Consider the following 18,564-nt stretch of genomic DNA (forward strand, 5'->3'; position numbering starts at 1 on the left):
TGGTGACTCACACGGTATGAAGACCCTGCCGTGCTCTGGTGGAACCTTGAGACAGTGACGACCTCAGGAGTCATCGTGCTACCGGCACGGTCGGCTATCCCTGATAGGTGCTGGCCGGTACGGTCTCGGGCCGGTCGGTACTTCGTGGTCGCCACCAGTTGCGGGTCAGCAGTGCTCCCACCACTGCGCCCGCCGTGTTGAGCAGGACATCGTCCGTGGACGATACGCGGCCCACCGCCAGTGCGTACTGGGTGATCTCCACTGCCGTCGAGAGGAGTGCCGCGATGGCGGCCACCCTTCCCAGGGTTCTGGAACGGCGGCTCCGGATCGGCGGCGTTTCCGCCGACGTTGAGGAGCGTGACGTCCGAGAAGGCCAGTTGAGAGGAGGCGAAGGAGACCGACAGTTCGCCAAAAGGCATCAGGCTCAGCGTTCTCTGGTTTCCGTACCCCTGGGACAGGGTGACGTAGAGGTACGGCAGGAGCGACGCGATCAGCAGGCCGTCCAGGAGTACGTCACGTCTTACGTCAGCCGAAGTTCTTTTCCGGCGGCGCCAGTTGTGGAACGTCCAGGCCACGCCGAGGCATGTCGGTACGCCGAGAAGGACCGCCGCCGCCAGTTCGTCCGCGTACGAGTTCCAGGCCCGACCCACGCTCGCCTCCTGAGCCGACGGCGAGTTCCGTCCGCCGAGCGTATGGCTCGGGTTGGGGTGCGGATTCGTTGGCGTGGGGGGCGGTTGGACCGGAACTGGTGTTCAGCGCTGCGGGAGGTGGGCCGTGATGGTTTTCCCGAGGTTCTTGTGGGGGTGCCAGGAGAGGTGGGTGGTGAGGGCGGTGACCACCTGGAGGCCGCGGCCGGCCTCGGGCGTGGGGGTTTCGCAGAGGGTGGGGAAGTCGGGGGTGGGGTCCGAGACTTCGATCAGGAGGGTGTGGGGGGAGGGGGCCAACAGGGCCAGGTGGAGCCAGAGTTCGTGGCCGGGGCGGCGGGCGTGGCGGATCGCGTTGGCGACGAGTTCGGAGACGATCAGGATCGCGTCGTCCTTGTCGCCGGGCCAGTCCCAGAGGGTGAGGCGGCGGAGGGTCTGGCGGCGGGCGAGGGGGACGCTGCGGAGGGTCATGGGGTAGCTCATGTTCCAGGACTCGGTGTGCGGGGTGGTGGGGGTGGGAGCGGGGGTGGTCATGTGGGGTCCGGTCCTTTCGGTTGCTGCTGTGGGTCCACGGTGGCGGGACCACTATTCGAGCCGCAATCGAAACTCCCCAGAAATTTCAGAGAAGCTATAAGTGGAATATGCCTAGATCTGCACAAGGAGCTGCGGGGGCCGCACAGGTGGTGCCACACTCTGCACACGGACACACACCGTACGCACGTAGGCACAGAGGAGTGCACATGGCTGCCAAGCGCGGGCGCACAGGTCAGAGGCTTGAACTCGGGCTCCAGTTGCGGGCTTTGCGGGAAGGCTGCGGGCTCGGAGAGCGGGGCGGCGGGTTCACGCGGAAGCAAGCGGTCGTCGGGCTGAAGCTCTCCGAAGCGTCACTGCTGCGCATCGAGGCGGGTGAGCTGAACTTCCGCAACGTCGGTGATCTGCGCAAGCTGTTGGAGAAGTACGGAGTAACCGATCCTGAGGTCATCGACGCGCTGGTCGGCCTCAACAAGGAGACGAACCAACAGGATTGGCTGACGCAGTTCCGGGGGCTGATGCCTGTCGGGATGCCGGCCTTCGTAGGGCTGGAGCCAGAGGCACGCAGCATGCGGGCGTACCACCCGTCCCTGGTGTACGGCCTCCTCCAGACCGAGCGCTACGCGCTTGCCCTCCTCGAAGCGCACAAGCCGGTCGAGGAGCACACCTCCGAGTTCATTCGCACCAACGTGGAGTTGCGGATGCGGCGGCAGGAAGTGCTCACCCGGGAGGACCCGGTGAAGCTCCGCGTGATCCTCGGCGAGGCCGCTCTGAGGTACCCGGTGGGAGGTGCCGACGTGATGCGTGAGCAGTACGAAAAAATCGAGGAGGTGGCCGACTGGGACCATGTCACCGTTCAGGTACTGCCGTTCCGGTCGGGCTACCGCTCGACCAACGACTTCGCGATCCTCGACCTCGGTGACAACCTTCCGGCCAGGGTGCAGATCGACAGCGCCTGGGGTGCCACGCACACCTCGGACAAGCGGCGTGAAGTCGACCGGTTCATCCGCCGGTTCGACGCCATGACAGCATCGGCGCTACCTCCCGAGGACACTCCCGGTTTTCTTCACCGAATGGAACGAGAGCTCTAACTCATGTACGCGCGCTACACAGCACCCGAACTCGCCCCTGAGCAGGCCTGGTTCAAGTCCTCCTACAGCGACGGCACGGGCCAGAACTGCCTCGAAGTCGCCTGGATCAAGTCGTCTTACAGCACCGGTGGCCAGAACTGCGTCGAAGTCGCCGCCCTGACCCCCAACATCGGCGTCCGCGACTCCAAGAACCCCACCGGCCCCGCCCTGTTGCTCCCCCCCTCCGCCTGGTCCCCCTTCCTCACGCACCTGCGCGAGACCTCCGCGTAGCACGACCACTCACCCGGTCCAGCAGCGCCGCGTAGGACGCGATCATCCGCGTCCGGCTGAACCGCTCACGGCTCGCGGCGAGCGTGGAGCCCAGCTCCGCTCTCGCCGCGACCGCCTCGGACCATGCCGTAGCGATGACCCCGGCGTCGAAGGGGGTCACCAAGCCGTGCCCCGCGACGATGGACGCGCTGTCCCCGACGTCCGTCGTCACCGGCACCGCGCCGCACATCATCCCCTCGATGAGGCACAGCGGCGCCGCCTCGCCCCACGCCGAGGTGAGCGCCACGACGTCCGACGCGGCGTACAGCGCCTCCATGTCGCGGCGTACGCCGAGCAGGTGCACCCCGGTGTCACCGAGGCCCGCAGCGGCCATCTCCGCCAGGAGCCCGGCGTTCTCGGCGCTCATCCCGGCCCCGCACATCAGGACGTGCCCCTGAGGCTCGCGGGAGAGCCATTCCGCCGCCGCCCGCAGGAACAGCGGGACGTTCTTCATGCCGTCGTAGCGGGCGGCGAAGATGACGACGGGAGCCGACTCGGAGATGCCCAGCTCCGTACGGACGGACAGCCGCCGAGCCGCGTCGGGACGGAAGCGGATCAGGTCGACGCCGTTGGGGATCACCGCCAGCAGGTCACCCGGCACGCCGGCCGCCTCGTACGCCGCACGGGTCGACTCCGCGCAGCAGACCGCCGCCGCGACCTTGCCGTCCGCGATGCCGGTCAACAACTGATCCAGAGACTGGTTCTCCGGGTCGGAGCGGTGCAGGCCGACGACGACGGGGCGGCGGGGGAGGCCGGCTTGGTTCAGCAGAGCGAGGGGCTGTTCCTTCAGGGACAGGATGACGTCCGCTTCGGCCATCGCCCGCGCCGTATCGGCCAGTTCGGCGCCCGTGAAGGTGGCCGGATCGCCACCCGAGTACGTCCGCCCGAGCGCGCTCACCGGCACCCCCGCCGCCGTCAGCCGGCGATAGCACGTGTCGTTCTCCATGCGCTGCCGGGTCGCCTCGCGGTGGACCTCTGAGTGCATGCTGAGGACCCGGTGGTGCTGGCCCCCTTCGCTGAGGCCCAGCACCACGTCGCTGTGGACGATCCGGGCTCCCCCGGAGAAGAAACCCTCGTAGACAGACAGCACACGGAGCATTCGCGCTCACCCGCCTTGCACATGTATCAAGCCATCCCCGTGTTGGTGCGGGTTAGCCGATATCAGGCGGTACGGATATTTCCGGCGGATGAACTGGATGTTTTATTTCGCGAGATCCTGGATGACGGCGAGGTCGGATTCACCCGAACGGCTTGCGCCCGGTGCGGGGTTTCCGCAGAATTCCGCTTCGATGACCGGCACGACGTCGCCCGTCCAGTCCCCGTTCAGGTTGAAGGCGACCGAGTGCTTGCCGTCGGTGGTGGTGAGGGCGACGGAGCTGGAGCCGTGGATGCCGCCGTCGTGGCCCCAGACGGTGACGCCGCAGGAGAGGGTGCCGGTGGCGATCCCGAGGCCGTAGCCGGAGGTGGAGTTGACCGTCTTCATCTCCTTGAGCTGGGCCGGGGGCAGGAGTTTGCCCTGGAGGAGGGCGCTGTAGAAGCGGGTCAGGTCGCCGGAGGTGGAGATCATCTCGCCCGCCGCGCCCGCGAGGGAGGGGTTGAGTTCGGTGACGTCGTACGTCGGCCCCTCGGCCGTCTCCGCGAGCTTGCCGTACGCGCGGGAGGCCGGGCGCGGCAGGGTGACGGAGTTACCGGGGACCGAAGTCTCCTTGAGGTGGAGGGGGTTGAGGATTCTGGTGCGGACTTCCTGGCCGTAGGGGTGGCCGGTGGCCTTTTCGATGACCATTCCGGCGAGGATGTAATTCGTGTTGGAGTAGCTCCAGTTGGTGCCGGGGTCGAAGTTCGGGGCGTGGGACATGGCGACGCCGATGGCATAGGACGGGGTGTGGCTCTTGAAGCGGTTCTTGTAGAAACCGTCCTTCAGGAAGTAGTCCCGCCCGAACTGCTGGTCCTCCGTGTAGTTGTAGATCCCGCTGGTGTGGTTGAGGAGTTGGCGCAGCGTGATCCGGCTGCCGTCGTGGCCGTTGCCGTGCACGACCCCCGGCAGCCACTTCTCGACCGTGTCGTCGAGCGACAGCCTGCCCTCGGCCTCCAGTTGGAGCAGGACGGTCGCGACGAAGGTCTTGGTGATGCTGCCGACGCGGTAGTGGTCGCCGGCCGAACGCGGCTTGCCGGTACGGAGGTTGCCGACCCCGGCGGTCGTCGACCAGGCCCTGCCGTCGGAGCGGGCCGTCAGCGTGACGCCGGGTACGCCCTCCTGGACGACGCCCTCGACAGCCTTCCGGGTCGGCTCATGAGACGTCGGTTCGTGCGACGTCGGCGCGGCGGCCAGCGCCGGTGCCGCGAGGGCCACCGTCGCCGTGAGGGCCGTGGCCGCCAGCACCGTCGTACGGAGTTTCTTCATGGGTTTCCCCCTGCTCGTGATCATGCGGTCAGGGGGAGGGACGCCGTTGGATCAGGGCGAGTTGTCCTTGATCCGGAGGGTTGGGCGGCATTCAGCCAAGGTGGCCCGTCGCCGGGCGTTCGCGCCAGAGGCGTACGGATCTGGCGACCATGTCGCCCGTCGGGAGGTCCGGCAGGGTGTCGAGGTCGTGCCAGGCCGCGAGGTCCGTGGAGCCGTTCTCCTCGGGGCGCAACTCGCCGCCGGTGACCTTCGCTTCGTAGATCAGGGCGATGCCGTGGTGGTCGCGGGGGGTGCGCAGGCCCCGGCGCGGGAGCGGGAGGCGGCGGGAGACGACGCCCAGGAGGGCGGTCACCTCCACCTCGTACCCGGTCTCCTCGTCCAGTTCGCGGGCCACCGCGTCGTACGGGTCCTCGCCGTGTTCCACTCCCCCGCCGGGCATGATCCACACGCCCGTGCCGCCGGGTTCGCGGAAGCGGGTCAGGAGGATGCGGTCGTTCTCGACGATGACCGCGTACGCGGCCGTCCTTCGGGTTCTTCTCACAGGCTGGTCACAGCTCCCTCGCAGCAAGAGTCTCTTTGTCCTGAAATAGGCGCCTGCTCACCAAAGTCCATCGCGGGTTTTCCCCATACATCCACCACCTCCCGGCCAACTCTCCCCAAATAACCGTCCCGTAAGTAAAGCTGGGCGATCATCCGGGATCACTTCTGACTTGAGCTAGGGATGCCCATGATCCACACCCCCCACAGACGGACGGTCCGAATAGCCGTCGCAGCGGGGCTCGTCGCCGCGCTGTCGGCCGCAGGTCCCGTGCCGCTGGCGTTCGCCGGGGACCAGCACTCCACCGTGGCCCCCAAGTCCGCGAGCACCGACAAGCTCGGCCAGGACGACGCGGCGGCGCTGACGGACGCGAAGGCGGAGGGCGACAGGACCGTCACGATGATGGTCGCGACCACGCCGGGCGAGACCGCGCAGGTCACGAAGCAACTCGACGGTCTGGACGGCGGGTTCGTCGGCCGCAAGGACGACGCGCTGGGGTACGTCCGCGCGACTGTCCCCACCGGCAAGGCCGACGCCGCCATCGCCGCCGCGTCGAAGCTGAGGTCCGTGCAGGCGATCGACCTCCGCCAGGAGATCGCCCTCGACGACCCGACGCCGAGCGGCTCCAAAGAGGCGTCCAAGAGCGGGAGTTACCCCGCCCCCGGCAAGAAGACCCCGGCGACCAACCCGTACAACCCGTCCTTCGAGACGGGCGCGGTGTCCTTCGTCGAGGACCACCCCACGTACGACGGCCGCGGCGTCACCATCGGCGTCCTGGACTCCGGCGTCGACCTCGGCCACCCGGCGCTCCAGAAGACCACGACCGGTGAGCGGAAGATCGTCGACTGGGTCACCGCGACCGACCCCGTGGTGGACCGCGACGGGACCTGGCTGCGGATGAACTCCGCTGTGTCCGGGCCCGAGTTCACCGCCGCCGGCCGTTCCTGGAAGGCGCCCGCCGGAAGCTTCCGGTTCCAGACCTTCGCCGAGTCCGCCACCAACGGCGGCGACATGGCGGGGGACTTGAACCGCGACGGCGACAAGACCGACGTGTGGGGCGTGCTGTACGACGCCGCCGCCGGTACCGTCCGCGTCGACCTCGACAACGACGGCGACTTCACGGACGAGACGCCGCTGAAGCCGTACAAGGACGGTTTCCAGATCGGGTACTTCGGTGTCGACGACCCGAAGACCGAGATCGCCGAGCGCATCCCGTTCGTCGTCGAGATCCGCAAGGACGTCGTCTTCAACGGCGCCGGCGACAAGTCCGACTACGTCAGCATCGGCGTCGTCGAGTCCCGCCACGGCACGCACGTCGCCGGGATCACCGCCGCCAACTCCCTGTTCGGCGGCAAGATGAACGGCGCCGCGCCGGGCGCGAAGATCGTGTCCTCGCGCGCCTGCACGTGGACCGGCGGCTGCACGAACGTCGCCCTCACCGAGGGCATGATCGACCTCGTCACCAAGCGCGGCGTCGACATCGTGAACATGTCGATCGGCGGCCTGCCCCCGCTGAACGACGGCAACAACGTGCGCGCCCAGCTCTACACGCGCCTCATCGACCAGTACGGCGTGCAGCTCGTCATCGCCGCCGGCAACGAGGGCCCCGGCACCAACACGATCGGTGACCCCGGCCTCGCCGACAAGGTCATCAGCGTCGGGGCGTCCATCTCCAAGGAGACCTGGGCGTCCAACTACGGGTCCCAGGTGACCAAGAAGTACGCGATGCTGCCGTTCTCCTCCACCGGTCCGCGTGAGGACGGCGGGTTCGTGCCGACGCTCGTCGCGCCGGGCGCGGCCGTCAACACGATGCAGACGTGGTCGCCGGGTGCGCCGGTCGCCGAGGCCGGGTACCAACTGCCGCCCGGGTACGCGATGTTGCAGGGCACGTCGATGGCGTCGCCCCAAGCCGCCGGTGCCAGCGCGCTGTTGCTGTCCGCCGCCAAGCAGCGGAAGATCGCCCTGTCGCCGCTGACGCTGCGAACCGCCCTCACCAGCACGGCTCGTGAGATCAAGGGCGTTCCGGCGCACGTGCAGGGGTCCGGGCTGATCCGGATCGTGCAGGCGTGGGACGCGATCAAGAAGGGTGCGACCGCGCACGACTACACGGTCAAGGCGCCGGTCAGCACGGCCCTTTCGGGCTCGCTGAAGGAGCCCGGCTTCGGTACCGGGATCTACGACCGCGAGGGCGGTCTGAAGGTCGGGCAGAAGCGGGTGTACGACGTCGTCGTGACCCGGACTTCCGGTCCCGCCAAGGCGGTCAGGCACAGCGTCTCGCTGAAGACCAACGACGGTACGTTCAAGCTGCTCGGCGGGAAGTCCGTCAGCCTGCCGCTGAACACGCCGGTCACCGTCAAGGTGCAGGCCCAGGCCAAGTCGGCGGGCGTGCACAGCGCGATCGTCGAGCTGGACGACAAGGCGACCGTCGGGGTGGACCAGAAGATCCTGTCGACCGTCGTCGTGTCCAAGGCGCTCGCCGCTCCGGCGTACTCGTTCTCCAAGTCGGCGACCGTGCAGCGGAATTCGAGTCACTCCTACTTCGTGACCGTGCCGCAGGGCGCCAAGACCCTCGAGGTCGCGCTCGGCGGGCTCAAGGACAAGAGCCAGACGCGGTTCATCTCCCTGCACCCGTACGGGGTGTTGATGGAGGACGGGGCCACCGTCTACTGCTACAACGACTACAACAACCCCGACCTGCCCAACAACTGCCGCCCGGATCTGCGGACTTACGCGAACCCGACGCCGGGGGTCTGGGAGATCGAGGTCGAGTCGCGTCGTACCTCGCCCTACCTCGACAACCCGTACACGCTCGATGTGTCGGTGCTGGGTACGGAGTTCTCGCCGGCCGTGCGTACGGTGCCCGAGGCCCGCGTCGGTACGCCGGTCGCCGCCGAGTGGGCCGTCACGAACAACTTCGCGCCGCTGAACGCGAAGCTGGAGGGCGGGTCGCTGGGGTCCGCGAAGCTGGCTGCGCCGACCATCGCGCACGGTGCTTCGCAGACGTCGACCGTCGTCGTTCCGGCCGGAGTCGAGCGGTTCGACGTGTCCATCGGGGGCGTGTCCGACGCGGCTGCGGATCTCGACCTGGTCGTCTACCGGGACGGTGTCGAGGTCGGCAAGTCCGCCGACGGGGACTCCGAGGAGTCGGTGAGCCTCGTCTCGCCCGCCGCCGGGACGTACACGGTCGTCGTCGACGGGTACAGCGTGCCCGCCGGGACCACCACGTTCCAGTACAAGGACGTGTACTTCTCGTCCGCGCTGGGGTCCGTCTCCGCGGACTCCGGGGCCGCCGTGTCCATCCCGAGCGGTGGCACCGCGACCATCTCCGGGAACGTCCTCGTGAAGGCCGCCGGGCCCGAGGGACGCGAGTTCTTCGGCGAGGTCCGGCTGGTGAACGCTCGCGGGACCGCCGCGGGCGTCGGGACCGTCGTCATCGAGAAGGTCGTGGGCTGACAGCCTGAAACGGCAGGGCGGGCGCTCCCCCAAGAGCGCCCGCCCTGTCGTCGTCCCACCCCTTTTTCCCCCGTGTGTCCCCCACCTCTTTCCGGCCGACGCCCACCCCCGTGACGGCGCCGGCCGGTGTCCGGTGTGCCGGGTGATGCCCTCCCCCGAGGGAGCACCACCCGGCGATCACGAGATTAGGCCGGGTGTACGCGTGGGAGGGGGGTTCGGTTGTGGCACCACGCGGCCATGGCCGGGAGATGCCAAGAGGTCACGCCGGGTGAATCGAACGCGGATACGGCGAAAAGAGGGATCGGATACCGTCAGCCCCAGTCACATGCCAACGACAGATCTCGGCCGCGCGACGGCCTTCGCAGGGGGAACCATGCTGGAGACCATCGGCATCGACCAGTCGACCCACGACGTCTACCGGTCTTTGCTGCTGCACCCCTCCTGGACCCTGGAGGACATCGCCCGCGAGACAGGGCTCGCGGAGGCGGACGTACGCGCCGCGCTCGACCGGCTGACCCAACTCTCCCTGCTGCACGAGGCCGCGGGCCACCAGTTCGTTCCCGTGAGTCCGGAAATCGTCCTCTCGCCGCTGCTCCAGCGCAGGGAGGCGGAGCTGGACGAGCAGCGCGCCCGGCTGTCCCAGGAGCGCGCCACGCTGGCCGCGCTGACCTCGGACTACGCGAACATGGCGGCGCACCGCGTGGACAGCGGGGTGGAGCGCCTGGAGGGCGTCGACGCGGTGCGGGTGCGGCTGATGGAGTTGGCTCATCAGGCACGTATCGACGTCCGGACCTTCGTGCCGGGCGGCGCGCTGAGCGCGGCGGCGCTGGAGGCCGGGCGGCCGTTGGACGAGCAGCACCTGAGCCGGGGTGTGCGGATGCGGACGGTGTACCTGGACAGCGTCCGCAACGACCAGCCGACCGTGGAGTACGCGAACTGGCTCGCCTCGCGCGGCGGCGAGACCCGTACGGTTCCGGCCCTGCCGATGCGGATGATCCTCTCCGACCACACGACCGCCGTGATCCCCATCGACATCGACGACAGCCGCAAGGGCGCCCTCCTGATCCGCTACCCGGGGATGGTGCGGGCGCTGGAGGAGCTGTTCGACATGGTGTGGGAGAACGCGGTGCCGCTGGGCTCGGCGCCCCAGGACCCGCCCCCGGACGCCCCGACGGACCGCGAGGCCGCGCTGCTGAAGATGCTGGCGGCGGGGCTGACGGACGAGGGGATCGCCCGCAAGATGGGCGTCTCGCTGCGGACGGTGCGGCGCAACACGGCGGACTTGCAGCGGCGGTTGGGGGTGCAGAGCCGGTTCCAGGCGGGGGCGGAGGCGGTGCGGCGTGGCTGGCTGTGAAGCGCCTTTCGGTTGCTGGCCGCTCCCTGCCATGACCGGGGGCTGACAGCGTTCTCGTACCGATCTGCGTGCATCCGGTGCCTAAGGTCGCCCCGTGTACGCAGTCAAGGTCGTTCTCCTCCCGTCGGCGCCCGTCGCTATGCCCAGCGACCAGCGGCTGCACGCCGTGGCCGAGACCACGAGAACCGCCCCGCAGCCGGGCATCGCCCATGTGTCGCTCGCGCGGTGGGGGCGGCGGCTGGTCGGGATGACGTTCGTGGAGGCGGGCAGCCTGGACGAGGCGCTGGACCGGGCGCGGGACGGCTGGGCGGACTGGCTGCGCGTGCCGGGCCTGCTGCCGGACTGGGAGCTGGGCGACTGCCGTCCGGACCGTTATCTGTACGGGGAACCGCGGGGCGGGCGGGTCGCGTGATCACCGGTGATCCAGGTGTGGTCCATGCGTGACCTGACTGGCATGTGACTGCCATGGCCTCCTGAGGCCAGCGAATGGACATGACAGCGGCATGGCCGCCGGACCATCATCGTGGCTGGCACACGCTCACCGGGACCGAAGAAGAACGAAGAAGAACGAAGAAGCAGGGGCTGAGAATGAGACGCATCACCGGCCGAGCCGTCCGCACCGCCCTCGCCGCGCTGGCGGTCACCACGATGGTGGCGCTGCCGCTGGCCGTGGCGGGGCACCAGGGTTCGGCTTCGCACGGGCCGCAGGTCGTCGCCGCCGGCGACCCGCTGGACGACCCGGTCGTCACGAAGCCGAACAAGCCGAGTGGGGACGACACGGGCAGCTGGGTCTGGGACGACTGGGAGTAGACCGGGGGATTCCGACCGAACGGGGGATCACGGGGAAGGGCGGGTGCCGGGGGGCGCCCGCCCTTTCCCGTGCGGTCAGGGCCCGCAGGAGGGGGACTCCCGCAACGCCCGGGTGAGGGTGGGGAGTTCGGCGGCGATCTCCTGGTTCCCGATGAAGAGGTCCTCGGGTGTGGTGGAGCCCGGGGAGAGGACGGCCAGGACAGGGGTGCCCCGGGTGAGGGGGGTGTCTGTCGTGAAGGTGACGGCAGTCGGCCCCGGCGTCGGCTTGTAGGCGCGCGTCACCTTGAGCGTGACCTCGGTTCCCTCCACGGCGGTGACGGTGCCCGTCACGACCGTCGCGGCGCACGCCAGGTACGCGGGGCCGGGCCGGGAGCCCGCCCTCGCCCCTTCGTCCGCCGCCGAGGAAGTCGCCTTGTCCGCCGAGGAGTTGCCGTTCGCGCCGAGAAGGGCGAGCCCTCCGCCGAACAAGGTCAGGGCACCCGCCGCCGCGACACCCACCAGGGCGACCCTGAGCCGCCGGGTCCGCCGCGGGGCGAGCTGGACGACCGGCGCGGGCGGGTCCAACTCCCGCGCGATCAGCGCGAGGTGGGTGCGGAGTACGGCGATGTCCTCGCGTGCCGCGCGCAGTTCGGGGGTGTCCGGGGCCGATTCGCCGGTGATCGCGGCCAGGAGGGCGGCGTCGTCCTCGTACACGTCGTCTTGCTCCGCCATCTCACACCACCTCGTCCTCGTGCAGCCGGGCCCGCAGCGCCTTGACCGCTGTGTGCAGGCGGCTCTTCACCGTGCCCTCGGGAACGCCGAGTTGGTCCGCGATCGACGCGACGGGGAGGTCGGCGTAGAAGCGGAGGATCACCACCTGGCGCTGGGGGTCCGGGAGTTGGTCCAGGCCCTGGGCGACCGCCAGGGACAGCACGCTCGTCTCCTCGCCGGACGGCTGCGCGGACTGGCGCAGCGAGGCCAGGCGTTCGCCCAGGCGGTCCTGGCGGCGCCGCGCGCGGTGCCAGTCCATCGCCAGGTTGGAGGCGACGACCGCCGCCCACGCGGAGACGTCGCGCGGGGCCTCGTACCCCTTCGCCGCGCGTTCCAGGAGCCGGAGGCGGACCTGCTGCACCCCGTCCGGCAGGTCCGTCTGCGGCACCCCGCCGAGGGCGAGGATCGCGCGGACCCGGCGTTCCTGGGCCGCGTCCAGGGGGTCGTCCGGGGAGTCCCCCTGGCCCTTCCGGTCGCGGCGCGTCGTTCTGCGCAGCACGGACACCCCTCCCCGTCGGCGTTTCCTCTACGACGCGGGACGGGGGCGAAACGTTCGTGGGGCGTAGGTCACATTCGGGGGCCGGCGCGGAACGGATTGCGGCGGGTGGCGGTTCCGGGGCGAATATCTCCAGCTCAGGGCGGGTACGACGGGAGTTCTGGAGCCGTTCCCGTCGGTCCGTCCCGGTGTCGTGGGCAAAGAATTGGACAGGTGGACCGGGGTGGGCCGCATGATGGAAACGCCGCAGACACATCAGGTACAGCTACAGGGAGTCGCCGTGAGGGTCGGAATCGTCGGAGCAACCGGGCAGGTCGGGACGGTCATGCGCAGGATCCTCACGGAGCGCGCGTTCCCGGTGACCGAGCTGCGGTTGTTCGCGTCGGCTCGTTCCGCCGGGTCCGTGCTGGACGGGGTGACCGTGGAGGACGCGGCGAGCGCCGACTACTCCGGGCTGGACATCGTGCTGTTCTCCGCGGGCGGGTCGACCTCCAAGGCCCTCGCCGAGAAGGTCGCCTCCCAGGGCGCCGTCGTCATCGACAACTCGTCCGCGTGGCGGATGGACCCCGAGGTGCCGCTCGTCGTCTCCGAGGTCAATCCGCACGCCGTCGCCGCGCGGCCCAAGGGGATCATCGCCAACCCCAACTGCACGACCATGGCCGCGATGCCGGTGCTGAAGGTGCTGCACGCCGAGGCGGGGCTCGAAACCCTCGTCGCCACGACCTACCAGGCCGTGTCCGGGTCCGGGCTGGCCGGGGTCGCCGAACTCGCCGACCAGGTACGGAAGGTGGCCGACGACGCGGAGAAGCTCACGCACGACGGCGGCGCGGTGTCCTTCCCCGAGCCCGGTGTCTACAAGCGGCCCATCGCCTTCAACGTCCTCCCCCTCGCCGGGAACCTCGTCGACGACGGGGCGAACGAGACGGACGAGGAGAAGAAGCTGCGCAACGAGTCGCGGAAGATCCTGGAGATTCCCGCGCTGAAGGTCTCCGGTACGTGTGTCCGGGTGCCCGTCTTCACCGGCCACTCCCTCCAGATCAACGCGAGCTTCTCGCGGCCGATCAGCCCCGAGCGCGCCCTCGAACTGCTGTCCTCGGCGCCGGGTGTCGTCGTCACGGACATCCCCACGCCGCTCCAGGCCGCCGGGCAGGACCCCTCCTACGTGGGCCGGGTGCGCCGGGACGAGACCGTGGAGAACGGCCTCGCGCTGTTCGTCTCCAACGACAACCTGCGCAAGGGGGCCGCGCTGAACGCGGTGCAGATCGCGGAGCTGGTGGCGGAGGAGCTGAGCGCGTAGGCGCTGCGCTGGGGCGGGGAGCGTCTCGCCTTACGGTCGTGCCCGGCTCTGGTCATCGCGGCGTCGCGTCGCCGCGATGACCGGTGCCGCGACGAGGGCGAGGGCGGCGCCGAGGTAGAGGACGGCTGTCGGGCCGTACGCGTCCGCTGTGCGGCCTCCCGTGAACGCGCCCAGGGCGATCGCCGAGTTGAAGACCCCCGCGAACAGGGCCGACGCCGCTTCCCTCGCGTGCGGTACCGCTGACGTCAGCCAGGTCTGGGCCGAGACCGAGACGCCGCCGTAGAGGAGCCCCCAGAGGGTGAGGAGGGCGGTGGTGAGGGGCAGGGAGGCGTCGGCGGGGGCCAGTAGTACGACCGTAGTACCCAGGGACGACGCGACGAGGACGAGGATCCGGCCGGGGTTCGCGCCCGCCCGCGTGCCGATCGCGAAGGTGCCGACGACGCCTGTCACCCCGTACCCCAGGAGGAGTACGCCGACGGCGCTCGCGGTGAGGCCGTCGACGCGTTCCAGTACGGGGCGGACGTACGTGTACGCCGCGAAGTGGCCGGTCACCAGGAGGGCTACGGCGGTGAGGCCCCGCCTGAGGCGCGCGTCCCTGAGGAGTTCGGGGAAGACCGTGAGGCGTACCGGTGCCTCCGCCGGAAGGAGGGGGAGGGTGATGTGCAGGGCCGCCGCCACGGCGACCGCCAGCACCGCGAGCGCCGCGAAGGACCAGCGCCAGCCGGCGAGGGAGCCGAGGAAGGTGCCCGCGGGGACGCCGATCACCGAGGCGACGGCGATGCCGGAGAAGACCAGGGCCGTGGCCCGTCCGGCGTACCTCTCGGGTATCAGCCGCGCCGGGAGACCCGCCGCGACCGCCCACACCCCGCCGATGCAGACCCCGACCAGCGCCCGCGCGACGAGCAGGACGGCCAGGTCGGGGGCGAGGGCCGAGAGCAGGTTGGCGGCGGCGAGGAGGAGCAGCAGGGCGGTCAGGACGTGCCGCCGGTCCGCGCGGCGGGCGGCGACCGGGAGGAGGGGCGCGGAGACGGCCGCGACCAGTCCGGGGAGGGTGACGGCGAGGCCCGCCGTACCCGTCGAGACGCCCAGGGAATCGCCGAGGGACGTGAGGAGGCCGACGGGGAGCATCTCGGTGGTGACGACGGAGAACGTGGCGGCGGCGAGCGCGAAGACGCCGGGCCAAGGGGCCGCTGGGGAGCGGGAGTCGGTGACGGACCGGGGGGCGGCGGAGGTCCGGGGTTCCAGGGAGGACATGCCTCCACTTTTCGCGCCGGGCCCCCGCGGGAACAACGGCGGAGTTCTCACCCTTCCATGAGCGTGACTTATCGATCCGCCCCCGACCTGCGCGAGCTGGAGTGCTTCCTCGTCCTCGCGGAGGAGCTGCACTTCGGCCGGACCGGCGAGCGGCTGTACGTCTCGCAGGCCCGCGTCAGCCAGCTCCTGCGCTCGCTGGAGCGCCGGATCGGCGGCCGGCTGGTCAGCCGTACGAGCCGCCGGGTGGCCCTGACCCCGCTGGGTACGCGCTTCCTCGCGCGGGCCCGTCCGGCGTACGAGGGCCTCGTGGCCGCCGTCGAGGACGCGCGCGGCGCCGCGCCGAGGCTCGGCTTCCAGGGCGCGGTGGATGCCGGACTCACCGGTGTCGTACGGGAGTTGGGTGACGTCGAGCTCGTGGAGCTGCCGCTGTCCGACCCCTTCGGCGCGGTACGCTCCGGCGCCGTGGACGCGGCCGTCGTGCTGCTGCCCGTGCGGGAACCGGACCTCGTCCTCGGGCCGGTCTTCTCCCGGCATCCGCAGACGCTCGCCGTCCCCCGTACACATCCCTTCGCGGCGCGTACGGCCGTCTCGGCGGCGGAGGTCGCGGCGGAGCCGCTGGTCAGGCCCGCTCCCCCGGCCCCCGCGTACTGGCGTGCCGCGCAGGCGCCGGGGGCGGGCGGGCCCGAGGCGGGGACCCTCCAGGAGGGGCTGACGCTGGTCGCGACGGGGCGTGCGGCGATGCTGCTGTGCGCGCCGACGGCCGCCGCGTACCGGAGGGCGGACGTCGTCGCGGTGCCCGTCGAGGGGCTCGGGGAGTCGGCGTTGGGGCTGGTGTGGCCGCGGGGCGGGGAGGGGCGGGGGGTGCGCGCGCTGGCGGAGGCCGTGCGGGGGCTGGCGGGGGCGGAGGGCGGTGCGGGCCCGGCGGGGGCGTGTGCTGGGCGATAGTGGCTGCGTGCCCGGAGGCGGCACGTGGAAAGATGGCCACAACCCACGCATAACGAGGAGATGACCGCGTGCCTGGCACAAACCTGACTCGCGAAGAGGCTCAGCAGCGGGCTCAGCTGCTCACCGTTGACTCGTACGAGATCGATCTCGACCTCTCCGGAGCGCAGGAGGGCGGCACCTACCGGTCCGTGACCACGGTGCGCTTCGATGTCGCCGAGGGCGGCGCCGAGTCGTTCATCGACCTGGTCGCCCCCGCGGTCCTGGAGGTGACGCTGAACGGGGACGCGCTGGACCCCGCCGAGGTGTTCAAGGACTCCCGCATCGCCCTGCCCGGCCTGCTCGCCGGTCCGAACGTCCTGCGCGTCGTCGCGGACTGCGCCTACACCAACACCGGTGAGGGCCTGCACCGCTTCGTCGACCCGGTCGACCAACAGGCGTACCTGTACACGCAGTTCGAGGTGCCGGACGCCCGCCGCGTCTTCGCGTCCTTCGAACAGCCCGACCTGAAGGCGACGTTCAGGTTCACGGTCAAGGCGCCCACCGGCTGGACGGTGGTCTCCAACTCCCCGACGCCCGAACCCAAGGACGACGTCTGGGAGTTCGAGCCGACGCCGCGCATCTCGACGTACATCACCGCGCTGATCGTCGGCCCGTACACTTCCGTGCACAGCGTGTACGAGAAGGACGGCCAGACCGTCCCGCTCGGCATCTACTGCCGCCCCTCGCTGGCCGAGTTCCTCGACTCCGACGCCATCTTCGCGGTGACCCGGCAGGGCTTCGACTGGTTCCAGGAGAAGTTCGACTACGCGTACCCGTTCAAGAAGTACGACCAGCTGTTCGTCCCGGAGTTCAACGCGGGCGCGATGGAGAACGCGGGCGCGGTGACGATCCGCGACCAGTACGTGTTCCGCTCGAAGGTCACGGACGCCGCGTACGAGACGCGCGCCGAGACCATCCTCCACGAGCTGGCGCACATGTGGTTCGGCGACCTCGTCACGATGGAGTGGTGGAACGACCTCTGGCTGAACGAGTCGTTCGCGACGTACACGTCGATCGCCTGCCAGGCGTACGCTCCCGACTCCCGCTGGCCGCACGCCTGGACGTCCTTCGCGAACTCCATGAAGACGTGGGCCTACCGCCAGGACCAACTCCCGTCCACGCACCCGATCATGGCGGAGATCAACGACCTGGACGACGTCCTCGTCAACTTCGACGGGATCACGTACGCGAAGGGCGCCTCCGTCCTGAAGCAGCTCGTCGCGTACGTTGGGATGGACGCGTTCTTCCAGGGCGTGCAGGCGTATTTCAAGGCGCACGCGTTCGGCAACACGCGGCTTTCGGACCTGCTCGGCGCGCTGGAGGAGACCTCCGGGCGTGACCTCAAGTCGTGGTCGAAGGCGTGGCTGGAGACGGCCGGGATCAACATCCTGCGGCCGGAGATCGTCACGGACGCCTCCGGTGTCATCACGTCGTTCGCGGTCCGCCAGGAAGCCCCCGCGCTGCCGGCCGGCGCGAAGGGCGAGCCGACGCTGCGCCCCCACCGCATCGCCATCGGCCTGTACGAACTGGACGACGACAGCGGCAAGTTGGTGCGCGACGAGCGCATCGAGCTGGACATCGACGGGGAGTCGACGGACGTACCCCAGCTGATCGGCAAGCGCCGCCCGGCCGTCGTCCTGCTCAACGACGACGACCTCTCGTACGCGAAGGTCCGCCTCGACACGGAGTCGCTGGCCTTCGTCACCGAGCACCTCGGCGACTTCGAGTCCTCCCTCCCCCGCGCCCTGTGCTGGGCCTCCGCCTGGGACATGACCCGCGACGCGGAACTCGCCACGAGCGACTACCTGTCGCTGGTCCTCTCCGGGATCGGCAAGGAGTCGGACATCGGCGTCGTCCAGTCCCTCCAGCGGCAGGTCAAGCTGGCGCTGGAGCTGTACGCGGCTCCGGCCAAGCGGGCGTCCCTGCTGACGCGTTGGACCGAGGCGGCGCTGGAGCACCTGCGTGCGGCGGCCCCCGGCAGCGACCACCAGCTCGCGTGGGCAAGGGCGTTCGCGGCGACGGCCCGCACGGACTCCGAACTGGCGCTCCTTGAGGGCCTGTTGGACGGTTCCTCCGTCGTGGAGGGGCTGGCCGTCGACACCGAGCTGCGGTGGGCGTTCGTCCAACGCCTCGCGGCTGTGGGCCGGTTCGACGAGGCGGAGATCGACGCCGAGTACGAGCGCGACAAGACGGCGGCGGGAGAGCGGCACGCCCTGACGGCCCGCGCCTCCCGGCCCACCGCCGAGGCCAAGGCCGCCGCCTGGTCCTCCGTCATCGACTCCTCGGACCTCCCCAACGCCCTCCAGGAAGCCGTGATCGGCGGCTTCGTCCAGCCCGAACAGCGCGAACTGCTCGCGCCGTACACGGAGAAGTACTTCGAGGTCGTCAAGTCGATCTGGGACTCCCGCTCCCACGAGATCGCCCAGCAGGTCGCGGTCGGCCTCTACCCGTCGGTCCAGGTCTCCCGGTCGACCCTGGACGCCACGGACACCTGGCTCTCCACCGCCGAACCCAACGCCGCGCTGCGGCGGTTGGTGTCGGAGTCGCGGTCGGGGGTCGAGCGTGCGCTGAAGGCACAGGCCGCTGACGCGTAGCGGTACGAGCATGCGAGGGGCGCCCGGCGTTTTCGATGCCGGGCGCCTTTCGCTTACC

The 18,564-nt window shown here is 70.1% G+C and carries 17 protein-coding genes; 9 read left to right on the forward strand and 8 right to left on the reverse strand.

Annotation, left to right across the window (positions count from 1 at the left end; all coding sequences use genetic code 11):
* Positions 1-94: 94 nt before the first annotated feature.
* Both PV682_RS29955 and PV682_RS29960 read right to left on the reverse strand, forming a co-directional pair.
* Entirely contained in the window at positions 95-412 is a 318-nt protein-coding gene (locus PV682_RS29955; protein WP_319734908.1) for a VanZ family protein, read from the reverse strand.
* Positions 413-752: 340 nt separating this feature from the next.
* A complete protein-coding gene (locus PV682_RS29960) occupies positions 753-1,178 on the reverse strand; it encodes an ATP-binding protein (RefSeq protein ID WP_319734909.1) in 426 nt (141 codons plus the stop codon).
* 206 nt (positions 1,179-1,384) lie between these two features.
* Between PV682_RS29960 and PV682_RS29965 the strand changes: the two genes are divergently transcribed.
* Positions 1,385-2,266: a helix-turn-helix domain-containing protein gene (locus PV682_RS29965; protein ID WP_319734910.1), complete on the forward strand. Its 882-nt coding sequence runs from the start codon at positions 1,385-1,387 to the stop codon at positions 2,264-2,266.
* 3 nt (positions 2,267-2,269) lie between these two features.
* Entirely contained in the window at positions 2,270-2,536 is a 267-nt protein-coding gene (locus PV682_RS29970; protein ID WP_319734911.1) for a DUF397 domain-containing protein, read from the forward strand.
* On the opposite strand, the gene PV682_RS29975 is transcribed toward PV682_RS29970, so the two are convergent.
* From PV682_RS29975 to PV682_RS29985, 3 genes are all read right to left on the reverse strand, one after another.
* Entirely contained in the window at positions 2,508-3,665 is a 1,158-nt protein-coding gene (locus tag PV682_RS29975) for a glycosyltransferase (protein WP_319734943.1), read from the reverse strand. The two genes, PV682_RS29970 and PV682_RS29975, sit on opposite strands and share 29 nt — an antisense overlap.
* A 111-nt stretch (positions 3,666-3,776) precedes the next feature.
* Positions 3,777-4,976, reverse strand: a complete 1,200-nt coding sequence (locus tag PV682_RS29980; RefSeq protein WP_319734912.1) for a serine hydrolase domain-containing protein — start codon at positions 4,974-4,976, stop codon at positions 3,777-3,779.
* A 91-nt stretch (positions 4,977-5,067) separates the two neighbouring features.
* Positions 5,068-5,517 (reverse strand): NUDIX hydrolase, encoded by a 450-nt coding sequence (locus tag PV682_RS29985; RefSeq protein ID WP_319734913.1) that lies wholly within the window; start codon positions 5,515-5,517, stop codon positions 5,068-5,070.
* 186 nt (positions 5,518-5,703) lie between these two features.
* Between PV682_RS29985 and PV682_RS29990 the strand changes: the two genes are divergently transcribed.
* The 4 genes from PV682_RS29990 (at position 5,704) to PV682_RS30005 (ending at position 11,131) form a co-directional block, all read left to right on the forward strand.
* On the forward strand, positions 5,704-8,967 hold the full coding sequence (locus tag PV682_RS29990; protein WP_319734914.1) for a S8 family serine peptidase: 3,264 nt from the start codon (positions 5,704-5,706) through the stop codon (positions 8,965-8,967).
* 373 nt (positions 8,968-9,340) lie between these two features.
* On the forward strand, positions 9,341-10,321 hold the full coding sequence (locus PV682_RS29995) for a helix-turn-helix domain-containing protein (RefSeq protein ID WP_319734915.1): 981 nt from the start codon (positions 9,341-9,343) through the stop codon (positions 10,319-10,321).
* A gap of 94 nt (positions 10,322-10,415) precedes the next feature.
* Complete coding sequence (locus tag PV682_RS30000; protein ID WP_055721827.1) at positions 10,416-10,733, forward strand: hypothetical protein; 318 nt, start codon at positions 10,416-10,418, stop codon at positions 10,731-10,733.
* Between the two features lie 176 nt (positions 10,734-10,909).
* On the forward strand, positions 10,910-11,131 hold the full coding sequence (locus tag PV682_RS30005; RefSeq protein ID WP_319734916.1) for a hypothetical protein: 222 nt from the start codon (positions 10,910-10,912) through the stop codon (positions 11,129-11,131).
* A gap of 75 nt (positions 11,132-11,206) precedes the next feature.
* Here the strand turns inward: PV682_RS30005 and PV682_RS30010 are convergent, their stop codons facing one another.
* Positions 11,207-11,842, reverse strand: a complete 636-nt coding sequence (locus PV682_RS30010; protein WP_319734917.1) for a hypothetical protein — start codon at positions 11,840-11,842, stop codon at positions 11,207-11,209.
* Between the two features lies 1 nt (position 11,843).
* Positions 11,844-12,380, reverse strand: a complete 537-nt coding sequence (locus tag PV682_RS30015; RefSeq protein ID WP_319734918.1) for an RNA polymerase sigma factor — start codon at positions 12,378-12,380, stop codon at positions 11,844-11,846.
* Between the two features lie 277 nt (positions 12,381-12,657).
* Here PV682_RS30015 and PV682_RS30020 point away from each other — a divergent pair, with 277 nt between their 5' ends.
* On the forward strand, positions 12,658-13,674 hold the full coding sequence (locus PV682_RS30020; RefSeq protein ID WP_319734919.1) for an aspartate-semialdehyde dehydrogenase: 1,017 nt from the start codon (positions 12,658-12,660) through the stop codon (positions 13,672-13,674).
* Positions 13,675-13,704: 30 nt separating this feature from the next.
* On the opposite strand, the gene PV682_RS30025 is transcribed toward PV682_RS30020, so the two are convergent.
* The gene (locus PV682_RS30025) at positions 13,705-14,928 is read right to left on the reverse strand and encodes an MFS transporter (protein WP_319734920.1); all 1,224 of its coding nucleotides are present in this window, start codon (positions 14,926-14,928) and stop codon (positions 13,705-13,707) included.
* A 57-nt stretch (positions 14,929-14,985) separates the two neighbouring features.
* On the opposite strand from PV682_RS30025, the gene PV682_RS30030 reads away from it, so the two are divergent.
* Positions 14,986-15,873: a LysR family transcriptional regulator gene (locus tag PV682_RS30030; protein WP_319734921.1), complete on the forward strand. Its 888-nt coding sequence runs from the start codon at positions 14,986-14,988 to the stop codon at positions 15,871-15,873.
* Between the two features lie 68 nt (positions 15,874-15,941).
* The gene (gene pepN, locus PV682_RS30035) at positions 15,942-18,506 is read left to right on the forward strand and encodes an aminopeptidase N (RefSeq protein WP_319734922.1); all 2,565 of its coding nucleotides are present in this window, start codon (positions 15,942-15,944) and stop codon (positions 18,504-18,506) included.
* Positions 18,507-18,564 lie beyond the last annotated feature (58 nt).

Source organism: Streptomyces niveiscabiei (genome assembly GCF_033794345.1).
Lineage (GTDB): Bacteria > Actinomycetota > Actinomycetes > Streptomycetales > Streptomycetaceae > Streptomyces > Streptomyces niveiscabiei.